We start from the raw sequence: 19,597 nt of genomic DNA, 5'->3' as shown, positions 1-19,597 counted from the left end.
AATAAAAATATGAGGTTGTGTATCTTTCAGGCATAGACTCATTCGCTACAAATCAACGATTTGAGATAGTAAAATACGCTAACCGCCATTTAATAAGAATGATTTTAAACACCGCCAGCGAATTATCAGATTTTCCTTAGCATTCGCGGAGTGAAAAGGGTGGGGGGTTAGCGCCAACTCATTAGCTAGCTTAAACAATCCTATTGATTTTACGATGCAAGTATTAAGTTTTGTTAATGGGTAGTTCGGCAAGCAGCGTGGCCAGTAGATCGAAAATTTCGCTGAATAAATGTTCACAGAAGGGGGCCAATAAAGGCATCATCAGGATGATAAAGATCATACCTATTGATAATGTCACCGGAAAACCGATGGCAAAAACTGATAGTTGGGGTGAAACGCGATTCAATAACCCCAGGGCCAGGTTTAAAGTGAGCAGCAAAGTGATTAGCGGTAACGCCAATCTCATACCGTTAAGAAATATTAAATTGGCCGCTTTGGTTAGCGCCATGAAAGCATTGCCGTTGAGCGGTTCTGCACCGATGGGAAGGGTATGAAAACTGTCCGCCACCATCGAAATGAGCCACAAATGGCCGTTGAAGGAGAGAAACAGCAGCATGGCCAGCATGTCGAGAAAACGTGCCAGTACCGGCATATTGAGACGGCTACCGGGGTCAAAAAAGGTGGCAAATGAGAGTCCCATCTGCAAACCAATCACTTCGCCCGCGGTGCGCACCGCTGCAAAGGCAAACTGCATGGTGAAACCAATCGCCACGCCAATCAGAATTTGCTGAATAAGCAGCCAGAAACCGCCAACGGAAAAGAGCGTCACGTGGGTGGGTGGCAGTGAGGGAACCAGCACCCATGTGATCATCACGCCCAGCCCAATTTTCACCTTGCGACTGATTGCTTTTTCGCTAAGCAGCGGCGCGGTCATAATTAGGGCAAGCACGCGCGCCAGGGGCCAGAAGAGTTGGCTTATCCAGAACAGAAGCTGATTGCTGTCAAAAAGGATCATTATCCGATCATATAAGGCAGGTTGTTAAACAGGGTACGCATATAGTCGAGTACCAGATTTAACATCCAGGGGCCGGCAACAACCATGGTTGTGACGACCGCAAGGATCTTAGGAATAAAGGAGAGCGTTTGTTCATTAATCTGCGTTGCGGCCTGTAACAGGCTGATCAGCAGGCCGCTGACCAGCGCTGCCAACAGCAGTGGGGCGGCAAGGGCTAACGCAACTTGCATGGCATCGTGCCCGATGACCATTACCGATTCAGGTGTCATTTTTCAGGCTCCGGGTCAGGAATAAAAGCTCTGGGCCAGCGAACCAACCAGCAGCTGCCAGCCGTCGACCAGTACAAACAGCATCAGCTTGAAAGGCAGCGCAATGGTTGCGGGCGGCACCATCATCATCCCCAGCGCCATCAGCACGCTGGCAACCACCAGGTCGATAATTAAAAATGGAATAAATACCGTAAAGCCAATCTGAAACGCCGTTTTCAGTTCGCTGGTGACATAGGCAGGGAGCAGGATGCGCATTGGAACGGCTTCTGGCCCGGCAATCGGCGCGGTATTCGCCAGCCGGGCAAACAGCGCAAGGTCAGCCTCACGCGTCTGGCGCAGCATAAACTCGCGCAGCGGCTGAGCACCTTTATCAATCGCCTCCTGCATGCTGATTTTGTCTTCACTGAACGGCTGGTAGGCATCAGTATAAATTTTGTCGAACACCGGGCCCATAATAAAGAAGGTCAGGAACAGCGACAGGCCCAACAAGACCTGATTCGGCGGTGCTGAAGGCGTGCCGAGAGCATTACGCAGCAGGCCAAACACAATAATAATGCGCGTGAAGCTGGTCATCATCAGCAGAATAGCGGGCAGGAAGGTCAACGAGGTAATAAATACCAGCGTTTGCACCGGCAGTGACCAGCTTTGGCCACCGTTTGCCATCGGCTGGCTGATCAGCCCCGGCAGCTGAGCATAAACGTTGGGTGCCAGCATCAGCAGGCCGGGCAAAAGCAGAGGAAAAAGACGTTTCATGATTTCTTCCCCTGTCCTTTACGTAACGAGTGTAAGATCTGACGAAAATCTGTCGGGGCGGCCGGTAAATCCGTGGATCCCTGGGCGGGCTTTGCCGGCAGCGTATGCAAATGGGTAATCTGTTGGGCGGTAATGCCCAGCACCAGTCGTGCATCGTCGACATCGACGATGACCACGCGTTCGCGCTGGCCCAGCTGGCAGCTGGCGCTGATATTAAGCTGCTGGCTACCGCCGCGCCTGGCGGTAAAACCAAAGCGTTTTGCCAGCCAGGCAATCGCCAGGATAAGAATAATAATGGCCGTCAAAACCCCGCTGACCTGGGTCAGCATAGAGCCGGTGGAGATCGCCGGCTGCGGCGTGACGGACTGCTGCTGGGTGCTGTTCATTTAGCGGCTCAGGCGACGCATACGTTCAGATGGCGTGATGATATCGGTAATGCGGACGCCATACTTATCGGCCACCACGACCACTTCGCCCTGGGCAATCAGATAACCGTTGATCAGAATATCCAGCGGCTCCCCAGCCAGGCCGTCGAGTGCGACCACCGAGCCCTGCGACAGGCGCAGTAGCTCTTTGATGGTCATTTTGGTGCGACCCAGCTCGACGGTCAGCTTGACCGGGATATCCATAATCATATCGATATCCTGAAGCGAGGCGTTATTCTCACCGCCTTCGAACGTGTTGAATACGCCATCGGTGGACGGGGATTTCGTCTGTTCATTCATGGCGTCAGCCCACATGTCGTCCGCAGAGATATCGTCATCGGACGGCTTATTGGTATCACTCATCGGGCTGTTCCTCGTTCATCGAATTCAAAATCGGGTTAATCAGGTGTTCCACGCGCAGCGCGAACTGTTTATTCAACGTTCCGTACTGGCTGGTCAACACCGGCACGCCATCCACATGGGCAATTATGCGGTCCGGTTTGTCAATAGGGAGCACGTCGCCAGGTTTCAACGCCAGCAGGCGTGAGATCCTCATCGAGACATCGGCAAAGTTGGCAACCAGCTCAAGTTCAGAGTGCTGAACCTGTTTAACCAGCGTGTCACGCCAGGTCTCATCTTGACTGAGGGAGTTCTCCAGCGGCGGATTGACCAGGGTTTCACGCAGCGGTTCGATCATGCTGAAAGGGATGCAGATATTGAACTCGCCCGTCAGGTTACCAATCTCAACCTGGAACGGCGTGGTGACCACGATATCGTTAGGAGAAGTGGTGATGTTGGTAAACTTCACCTGCATCTCGGAACGGACATACTCCACGTCCAGCGGATAGATAGGTTTCCAGGCTTCACTGTAGCCCTCCAGCGCCAGCTTCAGCATTCGGCCGATAACCCGCTGTTCGGTATGGGTAAATTCACGCCCTTCGACTTTCGTCGGAAAGCGGCCATCCCCACCGAAAAGGTTATCCACTGCAATGAATACCAGACTGGGTGAAAACACCACCAGCGCCGTGCCGCGCAACGGCTTGAGGTGGATCAGATTAAGATTGGTTGGCACCGGAAGATTACGGGCAAACTCATGATATGGCTGGATCTTAATCGCGCCGACGGTAATATCCGGGCTGCGGCGCAGCAGATTAAACAGCGCCATGCGATAAGCACGGGCAAAGCGTTCATTGATGATCTCAAGCGCCTGCAGGCGCTCGCGCACCACGCGGCGCTGGGTATTGGGATCATAAGGGCGAATATGATCCTCGCCCTCTTTTTTATTGGCCTTATCTTCCGTTGCGCTGTCGCTGTCGCCATTCAACAGTGCGTCAATTTCGGCCTGAGAAAGAATGTTATCGCCCATTTTTTTTCATCACCGCAGGATAAAGGCTGTGAAAAGGACATCCGTCACGGCCTGCTGTGGTTGTCCCTGTACCAGCTGAGGGGCCAATGTCTGCTTAATCTGGGTCACTAACTGCTCCTTGCCATGCTCACTGGCCAGCGAGGCGGCAGTCTGACGAGAAAGCAGCAGCAGAAGACGGCTACGGATCTCGGGTAAATAATCGCTCATACGACGACGCGTTTCTTCGTCCGGCAGGCGCAGGGTAAAACCGACGTACAAAACGCGATCCGGGTCATTATCTGGATTGATCAGGTTTACGGTGAAGGTATCCAGAGCGAAAAATACCGGTATGGCCGGCGGCTGATGTTTGGCGACCGCTGTGGGATCGGCCGGCGCCTTCATCCGTTTCCACACGGTATAACCCGCTACGCCGCAGCCGATCAGAGCCACAATCACTACCATCAGTATCAGGAGCTTACGTTTTCCGCTTCTGGATTTAGCGCTATCGGTCATATTTGCTGTGACTTCCTGTGATTATTTTCAGTAGAGCGGTACAACTCAATTCGCTGCCTCACGCCGTAATGTGCAAATTATCTCGTGTCTTGCCGTAAACAATGGGCAGAAAAGACACGAGTTTTGCCATCAGCTTGCGCGTTTGTGAGCGTCAGGCGAAGATATCAACCGCGTTAGCACCCGTTGCGCGTGCCTGCAGGCTGACGGGAACGGCGATTGGCGTGGTATCGCCGTCACCTTCGCTTCCAAGACTGAAGGGGGTGTCGGTATTGTCACGCCGCTGTTCCTGCTGGCCGTTAAAAGATTTCCCCTGCTGGAAGTTATCGCTACTGACGTTACTTTGGCCCAGGTTAATGCCGCTTTCAGCCATTGAGGCGCGCAATTGCGGTAAGGCCGCCTCCAGCGCATCCCTGACCTGGCTGTGATTGGAGACCAGGCTCAGCTGCGCATGGTCGTTATCCAACTTCAGGCTGATCTGGATACTGCCCAGATCCTGCGGATGCAGGCGCAGTTCGGCGGTCTGTAGCCCATTGCGGCTGAACATCAGGATCTGTTGCCCCAGGGCCTGTTGCCATTCCGGGCTGCCGAGCTGTGCATTCAAAAATGGCGTCGCCGGCGCGCTGACCGCGGAGGTTGTCGTTGGAACGAGCGCCGCGGTGGCGGTCATCAGCGAGCCATGCGTTGTCGGCGCGTTCAGGCTAGATTCAGGCTGGTGTTTGTCCTGAACATTCTCTTTACCCGCGCCGCTGATTAACGACTGAAACGCCGGATCACCGCCTTGTGCAGCTGAACTGACTCCGGCCTCAGGCCTGACGCCGGGTTTGTCCGCTGCCTTTGTCTGCCCTCCACCGTCACTGTTTTTTCCCGTCAGCGTATCGCTGGGCTCATCGTTCTCGCCGTGCGTTTTGCCTGCGGCCGTACTTAAAGCGTCCAGCATCGACTGCTTGTCGCTTTTATTCAGCGCGGCTTCCGTCAGTTCGTGGGCCTGAGTGGTGTTCACGGGCGTGATGGCCTGATTAGGCAACATGGCGTACAACGCCTGTAAAGCCTGTAGATCGTTTGCGCTCAGGGCAGTAACCGGAGTGGCGGGATCGTCGGTTTGTTCATCCCCCTTTTTGCCGGTGACCTCTGCCGCCGTCTGTAACAGATTGCTCAGAGTGTCAGGGTTATCCAACGTGGCCAGCAGCGCATTGACGGCGCTTGTTGCCTTGCTTTTGCCGCCGGTTTCAGCCGCCGCGCCGCTGCCGACTTCACCGGTCTGAGCATGGGTCGCTCCCTGCTGCGCCAGCGATAACAGGCGGTTACCTAACAGCGTGACAAAACCCTGTGGCAGGTTTTCCGCGCCGGAGAGCGGATCGCCGTCGACGCGGCTGTCCTGCACGTTATCGCTGTTCAGGCTGGCGGTGGTCTTGCTGCTGGTGCTGGTTGCAGCGGTTGGTAAGGTAATCATTCGCCTTTCCTCAATGATGCCCGTTGGGCAAATTCATCCATTCGTTTCTGATCCAGACGGTTTTCTTGTAACAGAGCGCTGGCATGTGCGCGTGCCTGTAGCGTTTCATATGCATGCAGGCGTTGCTGTTTGTCGCGCCACAGGCGCAGCGCGTTTTCTACCCGGGTTCCCCAGTTTGTTAACTGAGCACGGTGCTGCTCAATCGCTTTTTCCAGCGTCTGAATAAACTGGTGGTAGTTGTACCAACGGGTGCTGGCGATGCCCTCACTCATGGTGTTATTCAGGTTTTTACGGTATTCGTCCTGATAGTTGAGCAGCATCGTCAGCTGCTCATCAGCCTGTTTATAGGCGCGGCGCGCATCGCCTAACTGAATGGCCGCTTTCTCAACATCTTTGTGTGCCAGCGAGCGCAATGTGTCGATGGCGGAAGCTGCTTTAGTCATCGATCCTCCGGTGACAGGTCAGGAACTTAACCAAAAATTGCCTGCAGATGCAGGCTGGCGTCATCAAACGTGCTGCGTTCAAACATTCCCTGTTGCAGGAACGCCTCAAGCTCGGGATAAAGTTTTATTGCTTTATCCAGCGTCGGATCGGTACCCGCTGCGTAAGCACCAACGCTGACCAGGTCGCGGTTGCGCTGGTAACTGGACAACAGCTGTTTGAACTGACGGACGCGCGCGTAATGGGTGTCGTCAATCAGATGTGCCATCACGCGGCTGATTGACGCTTCAATATCAATCGCCGGATAGTGGCCGGACTCGGCCAGCCGACGGGAGAGGACAATATGACCATCAAGGATGGCGCGCGCCGAGTCGGCAATCGGGTCCTGCTGGTCGTCCCCCTCGGTCAACACGGTATAGAAGGCGGTAATTGAACCTCCCCCGTCAATTCCGTTACCGGCACGTTCCACCAGCGCAGGCAGCTTGGCGAATACCGAAGGTGGATAGCCTTTTGTCGCCGGCGGCTCACCGATAGCAAGGGCGATTTCACGCTGCGCCATGGCGTAACGCGTCAGGGAGTCCATGATCAGCAGCACATGTTGACCACGGTCACGAAAATCTTCCGCGATGCGGGTGGCGTAGGAAGCGCCCTGCATGCGCAGCAGGGGAGAAACATCCGCCGGGGCGGCAATGACCACCGAGCGGGCGCGGCCCTCGCTGCCAAGAATATTCTCGATAAAATCTTTCACTTCGCGCCCGCGTTCGCCAATCAGGCCGACGACGATAACGTCAGCCTGCGTGTAGCGCGCCATCATGCCCAGCAGGACGCTTTTACCCACCCCAGAACCGGCAAACAGCCCCATACGCTGGCCACGCCCCACGGTAAGAAGGGCATTGATCGCGCGGACGCCGGTGTCGAGTACGTCAGTGATTGGCGTGCGCTGCAAAGGGTTAAACGGCGGGGTGATCAGCGGAGCACGATAGCCGGTTTCGGGGGCTGGCAGGCCGTCGAGCGGGCGGCCGCTTCCATCCAGCACGCGCCCCAGCAGTTCTGGGCCGAGCATTAACTGTTTACCGCTGTGCTGGCTGTCGCCAGAAACGCGAGCGTAAACGCGCGCTCCGGGGACAATGCCCTCCACCTCTTCCAGCGGCATCAACAGCAGCTTCTGACCGTTAAAACCGACCACTTCACTGTCTACCTCGCCGATACCCTGATTATCGTGCCGTTCGATCACGCAGGTCGCGCCGAGCGGAAGCTGAAGGCCGGTGGCTTCCAGCACCAGGCCCGTAGCGCGTACCAGGCGGCCATAACGGCGGGCTTCCGGCAGCTGCTCCATGCGCTGTTCAAGGTTGTCGAGCGCGCCGAGCCAGCGTGACAGGCGAGTCATCATTACAATTCTCCCGGTGCGGCCAGACGGCACAACTCGTGCCAACGGGTTGCGATACTGGCATCCAGGTCGCCGTCTTCCGCGCTCACCTTGCAGCCACCCGGATGTAGAGTACTGTCACCAAGCAGCCGCCAGCCGTGCAGGCTGAGCGTAGCGCCCAGCGTGCTTTCCACGCGGGGTAAATCATCCGGATGGACGCGCAGCGTCGGTTTGCCGCTAAACATCGGTTCCTGCTGCAACATTTCCTGGATCTGACGCAGCAGGGCCGTTCCGTCAACGTGCGGGGCCTGGCCGATAACGCGCCGGGCCGCCTCCAGCGCCAGCTGCATCAGACGTGATGCGATCACGCTGTCCAGACCTTCCAGCGCATTATGGAATTCCGAAACCAGCTGCTGCATGCGCGCCTGTACAGGCGCCTGCTGCTGCTGGGATTCCGCCAGACCCTGCTGAAAACCTGCATCGTAACCGGCCTTCTGGCCTTCGGAAAAACCGCGCTGCTGGCCTTCGGCATACCCCTGTCCCTGGGCCTCGTTGCGCACCTGGGTCTGCCACTCCTCTAGCTGAAACTGCTGCTGTTCAAGCGGTTCTTCGCTCACTTCAGGCTGCACGGGCTCTTCGGTCGGCTGTGGTTTCGGCTGCGCCAGGTCATTTGGCTGCCAGCGCTGCCAAGGCAGGGAGGCATTATCAGACATAGGTTTCCTCGCCACCGCCAATCACCATCTCGCCACTTTCGGCCAGACGACGAACAATCAACAGGATCGCTTTCTGCTCGGTTTCCACCGCAGACATTCGCATCGGACCACGGTTGGCCAAATCATCGCGCAGAATGTCGGCAGCACGTTGTGACATATTGCTCAGGAACTTCTCGCGCAGCGGCTGCTCTGAACCTTTCAGGGCGACCAGCAGCGACTCGGATTCCACTTCCTGCAACAGGCGTTGAATGCTGCGATCGTCCACTTCGACGAGATTTTCGAACAGGAACATTTCGTCGATGATTTTTTGTGCCAGTTCGCCATCGAATTCGCGCACCGCTTCCATAACGGCCTCTTCCTGCTGCGTTTTCATCAGGTTGATGATTTCTGCCGCGGTACGTACGCCGCCCATCTTCGCACGTTTGAGGTTTTGACCATCCAGCAGGCCGTTGAGCACTTCGGTCAATTCAGCCAGCGCTGCTGGCTGTACGCCGCCGAAGGTGGCGATGCGTAGCATGACGTCGTGACGCAGACGCTCGTCAAACTGCGCGAGGATATCCGCAGCCTGACCACGTTTCAGGTGAACCAGGATGGTGGCGATGATCTGCGGATGTTCGTCGCGGATCAGATCGGCAGCCGCCTGTGGCTCCATAAAGTTGAGCGTGTCCATACCGCTGGTGGTTTCGCGGGTTTCCAGGATATCTTCCAGCAGCGTCGACGCGCGCTCTTCGCCCAGCGCCTTGATCAGCACTGTACGCAGGTAGTCGTTGGAGTTCAGGCTCAGAGCGGCAAACTGTTCTGCATCGGTTTCAAATTCGCGCAGCACGTCGGTCAGCTGTTTATGGGAAACCTGCCGCATATTAGAAATGGCAGAGCTGAGGTGCTGTACCTCACGCGCGTCCAGGTGTTTAAACACTTCCGCCGCACGATCCTCGCCAATGGTCATCATCATGATGGCGCTTTTTTCTGTACCGGTGAGACTCATAGTTCGTCCTTCATCCACTGGCGAATAACCAGAGCCACGACGCGCGGGTCATTTTCTGACATTTCGCGAATACGCTGGCTCATCACTTCAGCACTCATGCGGTGCTCTGATTTACGTTCCTGATCCAGCTCGTCTTTGGACAGCTTGACGGAAACGCCTTCCTGTTGCGTGCTGTTGCGCGCGGCGGATGTTGCGGCTTCCCGCGTGGATTTCTCCAGCGCTGCCTTACGCAGCAACTGCGGCCGCAGCAGTTTACGGTAGAGGATAAAGGCGACAATCAGCACCAGTAACCAGCGACCTGCTTCAAACATCTGGTCAATAAACGCGGGCTGTTTCCAGAACGGCAGCTCGTCTCCGAGATCGCTGTTCTGCGTAAACGGCGAGTTGACCACGTTCAGGCTGTCGCCTCGCTTCTCTGAGTAGCCCATTGCTTCACGAGTCAGGTCTTCTATCTGTTTGATCTGCGCCTCATTCAGGGCGATAGGTTTCCCGGCAGCATCACTGCGATAGTTAACGACCACCGCCACGGACAGGCGCTGGACTTCGCCGACGTTCATTTTGGTATGCAGAATGGTTCGGTTGACTTCGTAGTTGGTCGTATTATCACTGCGAGTGTTGGACGGAGACGTTTTTTGCGCGCCGCTGGCTGCGTTATTGGCCGGCTGGCCATTGTTGGCATTCGCGCCGTTTGCGCCGTTAGCATTAGTATTATTCGGCGTGGTTACCGGGCCTGCATTGGCTGGCGCAGGCTGATTGGACAGTGCGCCCGGCACGCCGCCAGCAGACTGCCCACCCAGCTGTTCGCTATTGCTGGTCTGGCGTGAGCGAACGGCCTGCTGCTCAGGATTGCTGTTCGGTGCGTACTGCTCGTCGGTTTTTTCCCGCTTATTGAAATCTATCTGCGCGGTAACCTGCGCGTGCACATTGCTGTTACCGACGATTGGACCGAGTATGGCTTCGATTCGCTGCTGATAACGCGTTTCAACGTCGCTGGCGTATTTCAGTTGAGCGTCATTGAGATCGCGGCCGGTCGTATCGTTTTGGGTGAGCAGGCGTCCGGATTGATCCACCACGGTAACATTACCCTGCGGCATTCCCGCAACGCTGCTGGAGACCATATGCACCACGGCGTTAATCTGACCTTCATCCAGCGCTCGCCCTGGTTGCAGGGCAAGTGTGACGGAGGCGGACGGTGATTTTTGTTCACGGACGAACAGGGTTGGTTTTGGCATTGCCAGATGCACGCGTGCATCCTTTACCGGGCCGAGCGTGGCGATGGTGCGCGCCAGTTCGCCTTCCAGCGCGCGCTGATAATTAATCTGCTCGCTAAACTGACTGATGCCAAACTTTTCTTTGTCCAGAAGTTCAAAGCCAACGGCTCCGCCTTTAGGTAAACCCTGTGAAGCGAGGCGCAGACGCAGCTCGTGCACCTGTGCTGCAGGCACCAGCAGTGCGCCACCGCGGTCGTCAAACTTGTAGGGCACGTTCATCTGCGTGAGCTGGGTGACGATAGCACCGCCATCCTCATTGCTGAGATTGTTATACAGTACGCGATAATCTGGCTGTTTCGCCCAAAGAACCATCGCGATGACAACGGCGACGACGGCGGCAGCGGCAACGATAAGCGGCACCCGTGGATTGGCGCGTAGGCGAGCGAGCAGGTCATTTACGCCTTTCTTCGCTGGATTATCCTGCGTGGCAGTTGCATTCATGACTCGTTCCTGTCTGACATTTGACTGGACTGCTGCGTGTAGTGTCGTAACAAAACTGACTCCCTGATGCGCTGGCTTAAAAAAATTCCACCTGAATGGACTGCCATTATTTTCTGAAACCTAAAAATCGATGGCTTAATAAGCTGTGATTTTTGTATCTATTTAGCGGCTTTGTCTTATTGACGCTGTGCTAAGCTTGTCGTCACTTACCATAATTTTGGCATCTATCCGGGAGTAATCATGGCTATTCAGGGTATTGAGAGTGTGATGCAGGCAATGCAGACGGCGGCTCTTCAGGCAAGCGGCAGCAAAACTGACGATGCCTCTTCGGCTGATTTCGGCGCAGAAATGAAGGCGGCGTTGAATAAGATAAGCGAAACGCAAACTGCCGCCCGCAGTCAGGCGCAGGCGTTTGAAATGGGGAAGGAGGGGGTCTCACTGAATGATGTGATGGTCGACCTTCAGAAATCCAGTGTCTCTATGCAGATGGGCATCCAGGTACGTAACAAGCTGGTCAGTGCGTATAGCGACATCATGAATATGCAGGTTTAATTTTTTTAATATTATAAGTTAAGATTAACCTTACCCTGCACGCTTCCGTTGTGGGGCATCAGCGGGGCAAAGCGGCTTAACACTTTATCCTCCTCTCTGCTCTATGGCGCTCCATCCTGACCTCTGTCATCTTGTGATTTCTATCCGGTCGAGCATGATGGATATCTTTGCCCCGTGAGTTAACTATCACGCAGCGAGACCTATCCCTTTGCACACTAATGACGGAACTTCTGCTGTTATTTTTCGCCAGGTTGCACAGAAAACCATAATACGGGGTGGCGCAAGGGATGGTATGCCGCTACCCCAGTTTCTGCTCGCTACCACGGCGAGTTTTTGCGCGACCTCTCTGGCCGTTTCCTACAACCTTAAGGCGCTAACCACAGGAAGAAGAAGAGGGTAAGGGCATCCCGTATCCCGCATAATCGTTCCATCCTCATCGACAGGTATTCAGACAGACTCACCCTGCTGTGCGCATCGCACTCAGCAATATCACGCCACGACCGCGCCAATTTCCATCATTTTGGCGATCACGCGCCGTAGATCATCCTCATTAAGCGCGAGTTGAGCCGCGATAAAAAACAGCATATGGGGAGACATAGCGCGGGGTGATACCCCTCCGGTATATTTGCGCTATTGTGAATTGCTGGCCACTCCGGCTAAATCCGCCATTTCGCGTCCGGTGTGCTTTAGCGACTCCTTAAGCAAGGTCAGGTCATCAGGTGAAGGGGGGGTATAGTTTTTAAACAGGTGCATGATGCATGTCCGTAATGTTGATTAATATTTTTTATGGGGTTTCTTCACGGTTTATATTGCAAGTTTACCGGTAACGTTCTAAGTTTTCATTAGGTTATTACCAAAACAAGATGCGAGGTGTCACCTATGATAAACCCTAAAGTTATTAATTATATTGAATTATTTGTCGTTTTACTCATTCTGGCCGCTGGCGTTTATTTAGTCAGCTCCGGGGTGCTGTCAGCCTTTGGTTGGGATCACAGTTGGCCACAACCACAGCGGTAAGCGAATGACCAACGCCTGGGAAACTAACATCACAATAAGCCATAACATAATTGCTCGCCGTCTGGACAGGGCCTTGTTGCCACCCGGATGGGTCCGTATAAAAGAGTGAGCGAATCACCATCTGTTTCTATTGCCTGCCTCGCAGGAGAGATCTTCTGTTTCGAACAGTGATAACATTTTGACTGCCGGAGTTTGAAAGCCAGAAGGAGAGAGCTTTTCTCTGGTTTTATCTCTGCCTGATTAACCGATCCTGTCAAATCCCCCCTGTATTTTTTCTCACTATTGCCGATAACAACGAAAACGATGCCTGATAGCGTTGCGCCGCGTCAGTGGACAATAATGAACAATAGACTTGGGGTAGACATGGATAACTTTCAGAAAGAGATTGATGAGAGAGCGAATCTCGCATTATCGAACAAATTTGAACTATTGTTGTTCCGTCTGGGGGCCGCTTATCAGGATGAACAGCCTGAATTATTCGGCATAAACGTGTTTAAACTGCGCGAAATCGTGCCGATGACAAACATAACCCGCGCTGCCGGAATGAAGTCTCCTTTGCTCGGCATGGCTAATATTCGCGGTCAGCTGATCCCCGTCATCGACCTGCCGGCCGTTGCGGGTTGTACCCCAGAGACCGGGCTAAACTTGTTACTGGTCACCGAATACGCGCGCAGTACCCAGGCGTTTGCCGTTGAGTCGGTAGAAGACATTGTCAGGCTGGACTGGAACCAGGTGCGAGCCGCTGAATCGGGTGTCAGTACGCGTAATATCACCAGCATTGCCTGCCTGGATAATCAGAATAAAATGGCAATGGTGCTGGATGTTGAGCAGATCCTGCACGACATCATTCCTTCAGTGCGGGAAGTGAAGGAGGGCGACATTGATGCGAAGTCGTTCAGACTGCGTGCTAATGCAGTAGCGATTGTTGCTGAGGATTCTAAAGTCGCTCGCCAGATGCTTGAGCAAGGGCTGAAAGCGATGGGCATCCCAGCGATGATGTATAACACGGGTCTGGAAGCATGGGTGAAAATCAAGCAGATGTATCAGGAAGCGCAGGCCGAAGGGGTTTCTATCCATGACAAAATCGGCTTAATATTAACCGATCTTGAAATGCCAGAAATGGATGGTTTCACCCTGACGCGTAATATTAAAAGCGACCCGAATCTTAAAAATATTCCAGTAGTGATCCACTCTTCACTCTCCGGCAGTGCCAACGAAGACCACGTGCGTAAAGTTGGAGCCAACGGCTATGTGGCAAAGTTTGAAATAAAGCAGCTCTCTGCGGTCATTTCTAAGGTTCTGGAAGACGCAGAGCTATAAAAGCCGCTGCGCGACGATCCCTCAGGCGCTTTGCTGCATTTTTTACTATCAGAGTCTTATAAAGAGCGCTCTGTTTCATTAGTTTATTAAATATTAGAATAATTAACTTATTTCTGTGCAAAAAAAACCTAAAATATAATTTGTCATTTCTAACAGGGAGACTGGAACGTGTCAGCGAGAGAAACGTTCAGAGAGTTGTACCGGGAATGTGCGCGCGAGTTGAACTCTCTTTCTGACTCATGTTCATTAACAGAGTTTATGGATAAAAAAATAAAATTTGCTAACAATATGACCGACAACCCCTCATCTTCTCAAAAAGATGTCGAGGAAGACAGAAGGGTGGAAGTGCCCAATCTGGATGACTGGGATCTGACTACCGAACAACGTGAGTTTATTGAGTCTATGCAAAGTGATGAGCTTGACAGCAAAAGTGATTGTTAAACCCGACAGGCCGCACATCGTGGCCTGTTTTAACGCTTCCATACCATGATATGAATCAAATTAGCCTCTAAATACAATCAATTATATTGATCCCCTCGTGACATCTCGGCATGTATTGACCATTTAATTATTATTGATCATCGAACCTACAGGATCTTCTTCAGTCTTGCCGTACTCTTCAGCGCATTTTGACTGAACTCGTCCACTCATCCCTCTATCGGTGCGTCTTTTTCGCTATAAAAGTCTAAATGCAAGTGCTCCTTAATTTTTCTTAGTAGTATCTGTCTGATGTCCAGATGAGATTTCCCGGCTATCAATAAGGGAATGATTTATGCCTTTCTCAATATCAGTCATTTTTATGATCTCGCTATTAAAAAATAAATAATACTTTTTGCTATAAGTAATAGTATCTATAGATTTAACTATTGCGTGGTGTTATACAGGGAAAATTAAAGCGCGTGCGCAGATGAAATATCCGGCGTCATGAGGGATGGACATATAATAATAGATTCAGATACCAGTCAGCCTTTTTAAGCACCGATCTGACGCTTACTGGCAAAGAGTAATCCTTTTTATTCTGCCAGCTATCAGTAGATCCAGTTATTCACTGGAGATCGTACGGCCTACGGCAACGACTTCGTCTTTGGCCTGCCAGCGGCGTTGGCGTTGCATCTAAATTTAGCAAGGAGCTACCTATGCGAGACATCAAACTATTATTAAGACGATGGGGGGGATGGGCTGCATTGGGTGAACGCAGGCTGGGATATGCCCCCGTGGCGTCAGGTTTCAGAGGATTAATTACCCACCATGCCAGCAGCAGGCTTCAGTGCAGTGATGATGATGGCATTATCATTGATAGCTGCATTAGCCGGTTGGCGAAAGTATCTAAAGAGCAGCATGATATTTTGGTTGCTCACTATCTCTATCAGATTTCTCTGCGCTCCATAGCCCGGCGACGACGCTGCGCGGACGGGAGTATTCGCAGAAAGATCCAGACGGCGGAAGGCTTTATCTGCGGAGTGTTGACCGCTTTGGAGAGTGAGCTTGAATGTGAAAACCTTGCGTAGTTAATTCTTCTTATCAACATATCATACGTTAATTTATCGATTATTCGTTTCGTTGACCGTTGCGTACGCAATTTCCGTTATACGCTATTAGTATCGATTTCTAACATCCCGGCGCGTGCCTTAATTTTATTAATTATTTTTTAGGGTGCTCACAGCCTTACGGTAAGAAAAGGAGTTCGTCGGGGTATCGATGCAAACGTACGCAATAGTAAGACGTCGTATTTGTATTAGAAATTACGCAGGTTATTTGGAGTGGTAGATAGATGTCGATTTTTTTGATGTGCGTGCGGTGCCGTGGAATTACAACGTCTTGTTTGGTTATAGAGAGGCTTCATGGATAAGTGCACAGCATAAACTGCCATACCACTCTTTAAAGCTCAATTAACCTAACTCTTCTCGTTTATCCTGAATAAGGCGCTGCACAGCCGTGCAATGTCCTGGAGGTTATTATGATCCAAGTTAACTCTTTTGCTGAACTGCGCCTCACCGAACCGACTAAGTCTGGTGAAATAGCGCGTTTAGCAAGTTATTACGAAGAGGATCCCGGCCTTCGTGGCGGGGGTGATTTTGTTGGATTTACCGCAACCGTGCTGCCGGTAGATGACGGCGGTACGCTGGCCGTGGGGGAGGGATTTTACTGGAAGCGCGTGAGTCATAGCGTAGAAGAACTGAACATCTTCCACTTTGGCGCGAGAGGTGACGCCCTCACCGATGACAGTCCGGCATGTAAATTAATGTTGGACTGGGCGTTAGGCGTCAATGCTAAGGATAAAAGTATCGGGGTCCGATTCCCCGCCGGTCATTTTCTAATTCACCCCGTCGATGTCTCTGCCAGTGAAATGCGGCTGTTCTATCTTTACGGTGACGACGATCCACAGGGCGTGATACCGCGTACGACCATTGTCTCCGACATGTCGACCAAACCCGTATTCAAGGTTCAGGCCAGACGCGTGGTCATTAAAGGAATGAGCTGGGACGGCCGCGCCAGTGCCGATGTTGTCACTCACCAGGGGGCAATATCGGCCGAAATGTGCAGCAACCAACAACCTTTTTTTGAAAATATCACCACTGCAGGAGAGGTCGTTCAGGTCAGCTGTTTTCGTGCACAGAACAACGGTGGCACGGTATTTAAATTACTTGATACTTTTGATACCTGCTTTGACCGGATTTATACCAATAACACCTACGGGCGGATTTTCGACGTCGGCTGGTCTGGCAGCGCAAACGGCGTATGGGATCATTCAACGGCGATAGAATTGTCGAATGCAAACTTTCAGCATGGCTACGCAGATGCGACCTTGATGATGCCGCGTGTCACTCAGGGGATTCTGCGTAATGTCTGGATAGAACACACCCGTTTTCCCGGCGACCTGAATAATGGCCAGTGGCTGATGGAAGCGCTGAGTCTGGAAGATTGTGATAATCCGCTGATCCTCGACAATGCACGCGTACAGATCCGTCAACTCAATCTTCAATCGGGCGGTTCGGTCAGCGTGAACAGCACCGCCGATCGCTGGCTGTCCGGCTTTGAAACCGGCTGGCGTCGGGATGAAAGTTTTGGCACGCAGATGACGGGCACCTTACGGGTGGGCTGGCACAGCGGCTACAGAATAACCAACAGTTCTGCCAGCGATAAGTGGTACAAACTGGGCAAAGTTTTTATGCCGAAAGAAAATCAGCAGTGGATTGTTGAGATGACAGGCAAACTGACCAATGAAGAAATAAGCGGAATTGCCGGCAATCCGGTCACGGCAATCTCTTCAGGCACCAGCTTTCTCGCGATTTCACGCTGCGCTAAGGCGATTTACGGCGACATCCGCCATTACGGATTACCGGCGGTACTCGACATTAAATACAACCGTATTGGAACGACCACATCTGAAATTTGGATAAAATTGAAGGCCAATAGTGGCGATACCTTGTTTAACCTGTCATCCACCGGGCCAACACGCTTTGAGTCTGGCGTCTGTTCATTATTTACCCCCGATCTGGATGAGGTTGAGGATCTTAACACCATTGGAACGGTATCTCCGGCCGCGCGTATAAGTTTTCATAATGGCCTGGCAGGGGTAGGGGCGAATGAGGAAGGGGTATTGACAATAGCCACCGCTACGGCAAATGTGCCGACCGATCTGACGCCCAGCGGCTATATGACGGTGAATATTAACGGAACAGACAGGAAAATTGCCTATTATTAAAGCAAATTCAAGGTTGTGGTTCGATCATTGGTGATTTGAAGACGCTCAATCTACCTCGATGCTTAAGCCTCGTAGTAGGCGCATGGAAGGTCTGGGATCGATTCAGGATCGACTCAATACAACACCCGTTGATTTTGGGCAACGCTGTCGAGGTATACACAGTATTTTCGACATTCTACGGGGCGTCCTGGCCCCGCTATAATTTACTCGTCGAAGTCAGCCTGCCGGGATACGGGGCCAATCCACTGCAGGGTCATCAGTACGCCGACGAAGTGGCGTTATTATAAGACAAATTCCGGCCTTACCTGATTACGGCCGCTGCTTTTAGCGATGTAGAGCTGTTCATCGGCGCGCATAATCGACTCGTCAAGGCTATTCACGTTACTGATGTTCAGTGCACTAATGCCGATACTGACCGTGACGCTCAGGTCATTGCCATTAAATAAAACTTTGTTTCTTTCAACGTGTCGTCGTAATCGATTGGCCAGCAGCAACGAGCGTGGCTGTGCAATCCCCTCGATCAAAATCAAAAACTCTTCTCCGCCCATACGACAAACCAACGCCGACTGCGGTAACGCCGCACGTAAACATTCTGCGGTTTTAGCCAGTACATAGTCTCCTGCCGCGTGACCCCATGTGTCATTGATGTCTTTAAAACGGTCGATGTCTATCACCAGCGCTGCGCCAGAAAAACACGGCGGCCTGTTGCGTCCGGTGACCAGCAGATCCAGTTTCGCTGAAAGACCGCTGCGGGTCAGTGCGCCGGTTAAAAAGTCATAGTCAGCACGTCGGGTAATGCGCGCCACCAGCTTTTTATTTGAGATGGTACTTAGGCTGACAATCAGCGGGCTGATTAGCATGGCCGCCACGCCAAGTCGGGCCGATGACAGGCTGTCGATGCGAAACAGGTAACCTTTGCCCTGAATGCTGAGTACATTGCCGGCAACCAAAATAATTTCACTGATGCCGGTCATCATGGTCAGAAGGCAGGTGATAAACAGCGGATAACTGATGGCGCACCAGAGTAATGCCGGCAGGGGAAAGAGCAGGCTACCGCCTCCTCCGAGCCAGATCGCGCCGGCGATAGTCACGAGTAGCGTCAGCAGAGGAAGAATACTGCTGTCGCGCAGCACCGCGATGAGCTGGGGGAGCTGGTCGCGGCGCGGCAGGCTGATGACCAGCGGCAGCAGCAGAATCGAGGTCGACATCTGTTCTGAAAACCACGAGGACCAGGCATTTAACAGCTGGTCATCAAAATAATGTCGACTGATAAAGGCACCAACCAGCGCGCAGGCTGCCGCCCCGCACAGCGATGCCGGAAACAGGTGCAGCAAAGCCTGTAGTCGTCGTGGGCGGGTGCGGTTGAAGTGCCTGGTGAGCAGTACCCAGCGCGCGGTGGCAATAAAAACGATATTGGCGACGTTGAGGCCAATAGCGACTCCAATTTCGGTGCCGTAGCAGAGGTCCGCAAATAACATGCCGAAAAAGAGCACCAGCAGGTTGCCGGGTTTATCCAGCGAGGTAAAGCGGATTAGTAATCCCAGAAATACGGCATTACAGGGCCAGAATAGCGACAGCGAGGCAATGTCACGTGATGCAAGGCCGATAGTCGACAGCATCATGGCAAGAATGAATAAAATGATGGCCTGATTCAGGTTATAAGTTTTCTTTGGCATCTTTCAGCTCATGACGGTGAAAACGAGTCGCTCACGTGACGGTCGGGTCTCAAGCTGGTTGCGTGCCTGGCCAAAGAACGATATCAGTAAAACGGAGGAAATTTATCCCTTTATAAAGACGCATGGTGCCCGGCTGCATGCAGTTTATCGATTTTTTATAATCACAGGCGGTTTCATTTACGCGTTCTCTTAACGAATAGTCATTCAGGGGGCTCTGCCTCATCCGTTATGCGGTCAGGATCTTGAGGTGCAGCAACATATAACGCAAAAAATCCAGGCGAGCGAATAAAAGAGCTCGTTATCAGCCGATTTATGATACTTCCAGATTATCCTTATTGT

At 52.7% G+C, this 19,597-nt stretch carries 20 protein-coding genes; 5 read left to right on the top strand and 15 right to left on the bottom strand.

From position 1 onward, the window contains the following. Positions 1-223: 223 nt before the first annotated feature. The 13 genes from fliR to fliF all read right to left on the bottom strand — a co-directional run bounded on the left by fliR (position 224) and on the right by fliF (position 10,987). Positions 224-1,015, bottom strand: a complete 792-nt coding sequence (fliR, locus tag ETA_RS11095; RefSeq protein WP_012441724.1) for a flagellar biosynthetic protein FliR — start codon at positions 1,013-1,015, stop codon at positions 224-226. Then, positions 1,015-1,284, bottom strand: coding sequence for a flagellar biosynthesis protein FliQ (gene fliQ, locus ETA_RS11090; protein WP_012441723.1), 270 nt, complete (start codon positions 1,282-1,284; stop codon positions 1,015-1,017). Before fliQ ends, fliR begins: the two co-directional genes overlap by 1 nt. 15 nt (positions 1,285-1,299) lie before the next feature. Then, positions 1,300-2,037, bottom strand: a complete 738-nt coding sequence (gene fliP / locus ETA_RS11085; RefSeq protein WP_012441722.1) for a flagellar type III secretion system pore protein FliP — start codon at positions 2,035-2,037, stop codon at positions 1,300-1,302. Continuing rightward, complete coding sequence (gene fliO / locus ETA_RS11080) at positions 2,034-2,423, bottom strand: flagellar biosynthetic protein FliO (RefSeq protein ID WP_012441721.1); 390 nt, start codon at positions 2,421-2,423, stop codon at positions 2,034-2,036. The genes fliP and fliO overlap by 4 nt, the downstream gene beginning before the upstream one ends. Then, the gene (gene fliN, locus ETA_RS11075; protein ID WP_012441720.1) at positions 2,424-2,825 is read right to left on the bottom strand and encodes a flagellar motor switch protein FliN; all 402 of its coding nucleotides are present in this window, start codon (positions 2,823-2,825) and stop codon (positions 2,424-2,426) included. It abuts the gene before it with no gap. After that, positions 2,818-3,828, bottom strand: a complete 1,011-nt coding sequence (fliM, locus tag ETA_RS11070) for a flagellar motor switch protein FliM (RefSeq protein WP_012441719.1) — start codon at positions 3,826-3,828, stop codon at positions 2,818-2,820. The genes fliN and fliM overlap by 8 nt, the downstream gene beginning before the upstream one ends. A gap of 9 nt (positions 3,829-3,837) precedes the next feature. Continuing rightward, positions 3,838-4,320, bottom strand: a complete 483-nt coding sequence (gene fliL / locus ETA_RS11065) for a flagellar basal body-associated protein FliL (protein WP_012441718.1) — start codon at positions 4,318-4,320, stop codon at positions 3,838-3,840. A 151-nt stretch (positions 4,321-4,471) separates the two neighbouring features. Beyond that, positions 4,472-5,770: a flagellar hook-length control protein FliK gene (locus ETA_RS11060; protein WP_012441717.1), complete on the bottom strand. Its 1,299-nt coding sequence runs from the start codon at positions 5,768-5,770 to the stop codon at positions 4,472-4,474. Continuing rightward, positions 5,767-6,213 carry a flagellar export protein FliJ gene (fliJ, locus tag ETA_RS11055; RefSeq protein ID WP_012441716.1) on the bottom strand — a complete coding sequence of 149 codons (447 nt, stop codon included), beginning with the start codon at positions 6,211-6,213 and terminating at the stop codon, positions 5,767-5,769. Before fliJ ends, ETA_RS11060 begins: the two co-directional genes overlap by 4 nt. Before the next feature lie 26 nt (positions 6,214-6,239). Then, entirely contained in the window at positions 6,240-7,601 is a 1,362-nt protein-coding gene (gene fliI / locus ETA_RS11050) for a flagellar protein export ATPase FliI (RefSeq protein WP_042958974.1), read from the bottom strand. After that, positions 7,601-8,290: a flagellar assembly protein FliH gene (gene fliH / locus ETA_RS11045; protein ID WP_012441714.1), complete on the bottom strand. Its 690-nt coding sequence runs from the start codon at positions 8,288-8,290 to the stop codon at positions 7,601-7,603. The genes fliI and fliH overlap by 1 nt, the downstream gene beginning before the upstream one ends. Further along, a complete protein-coding gene (gene fliG / locus ETA_RS11040) occupies positions 8,283-9,275 on the bottom strand; it encodes a flagellar motor switch protein FliG (RefSeq protein ID WP_012441713.1) in 993 nt (330 codons plus the stop codon). Before fliG ends, fliH begins: the two co-directional genes overlap by 8 nt. Then, positions 9,272-10,987, bottom strand: coding sequence for a flagellar basal-body MS-ring/collar protein FliF (fliF, locus tag ETA_RS11035; protein ID WP_012441712.1), 1,716 nt, complete (start codon positions 10,985-10,987; stop codon positions 9,272-9,274). Before fliF ends, fliG begins: the two co-directional genes overlap by 4 nt. A 240-nt stretch (positions 10,988-11,227) precedes the next feature. On the opposite strand from fliF, the gene fliE reads away from it, so the two are divergent. After that, positions 11,228-11,539: a flagellar hook-basal body complex protein FliE gene (gene fliE / locus ETA_RS11030; protein WP_012441711.1), complete on the top strand. Its 312-nt coding sequence runs from the start codon at positions 11,228-11,230 to the stop codon at positions 11,537-11,539. Positions 11,540-12,169: 630 nt separating this feature from the next. On the opposite strand, the gene ETA_RS20595 is transcribed toward fliE, so the two are convergent. Beyond that, on the bottom strand, positions 12,170-12,292 hold the full coding sequence (locus tag ETA_RS20595; RefSeq protein ID WP_012441709.1) for a hypothetical protein: 123 nt from the start codon (positions 12,290-12,292) through the stop codon (positions 12,170-12,172). Between the two features lie 627 nt (positions 12,293-12,919). Between ETA_RS20595 and ETA_RS11020 the strand changes: the two genes are divergently transcribed. The 4 genes from ETA_RS11020 (at position 12,920) to ETA_RS11005 (ending at position 17,582) form a co-directional block, all read left to right on the top strand. Beyond that, positions 12,920-13,876, top strand: coding sequence for a chemotaxis protein (locus ETA_RS11020; protein WP_042958971.1), 957 nt, complete (start codon positions 12,920-12,922; stop codon positions 13,874-13,876). Between the two features lie 168 nt (positions 13,877-14,044). After that, on the top strand, positions 14,045-14,317 hold the full coding sequence (locus tag ETA_RS11015; protein WP_012441707.1) for a hypothetical protein: 273 nt from the start codon (positions 14,045-14,047) through the stop codon (positions 14,315-14,317). A gap of 695 nt (positions 14,318-15,012) precedes the next feature. Next, positions 15,013-15,384, top strand: coding sequence for an antiterminator Q family protein (locus ETA_RS11010; RefSeq protein WP_012441706.1), 372 nt, complete (start codon positions 15,013-15,015; stop codon positions 15,382-15,384). A 449-nt stretch (positions 15,385-15,833) separates the two neighbouring features. Then, the gene (locus ETA_RS11005) at positions 15,834-17,582 is read left to right on the top strand and encodes a hypothetical protein (RefSeq protein ID WP_012441705.1); all 1,749 of its coding nucleotides are present in this window, start codon (positions 15,834-15,836) and stop codon (positions 17,580-17,582) included. Between the two features lie 281 nt (positions 17,583-17,863). Here the strand turns inward: ETA_RS11005 and ETA_RS11000 are convergent, their stop codons facing one another. Further along, entirely contained in the window at positions 17,864-19,258 is a 1,395-nt protein-coding gene (locus ETA_RS11000; RefSeq protein WP_012441704.1) for a GGDEF domain-containing protein, read from the bottom strand. Positions 19,259-19,597 lie beyond the last annotated feature (339 nt).

Origin of the sequence: Erwinia tasmaniensis Et1/99, from assembly GCF_000026185.1 — a bacterium.
Lineage (GTDB): Bacteria > Pseudomonadota > Gammaproteobacteria > Enterobacterales > Enterobacteriaceae > Erwinia > Erwinia tasmaniensis.
Note: the sequence above shows the minus strand (reverse complement) of the source record. Positions and strands in the feature narration are given on the sequence as shown.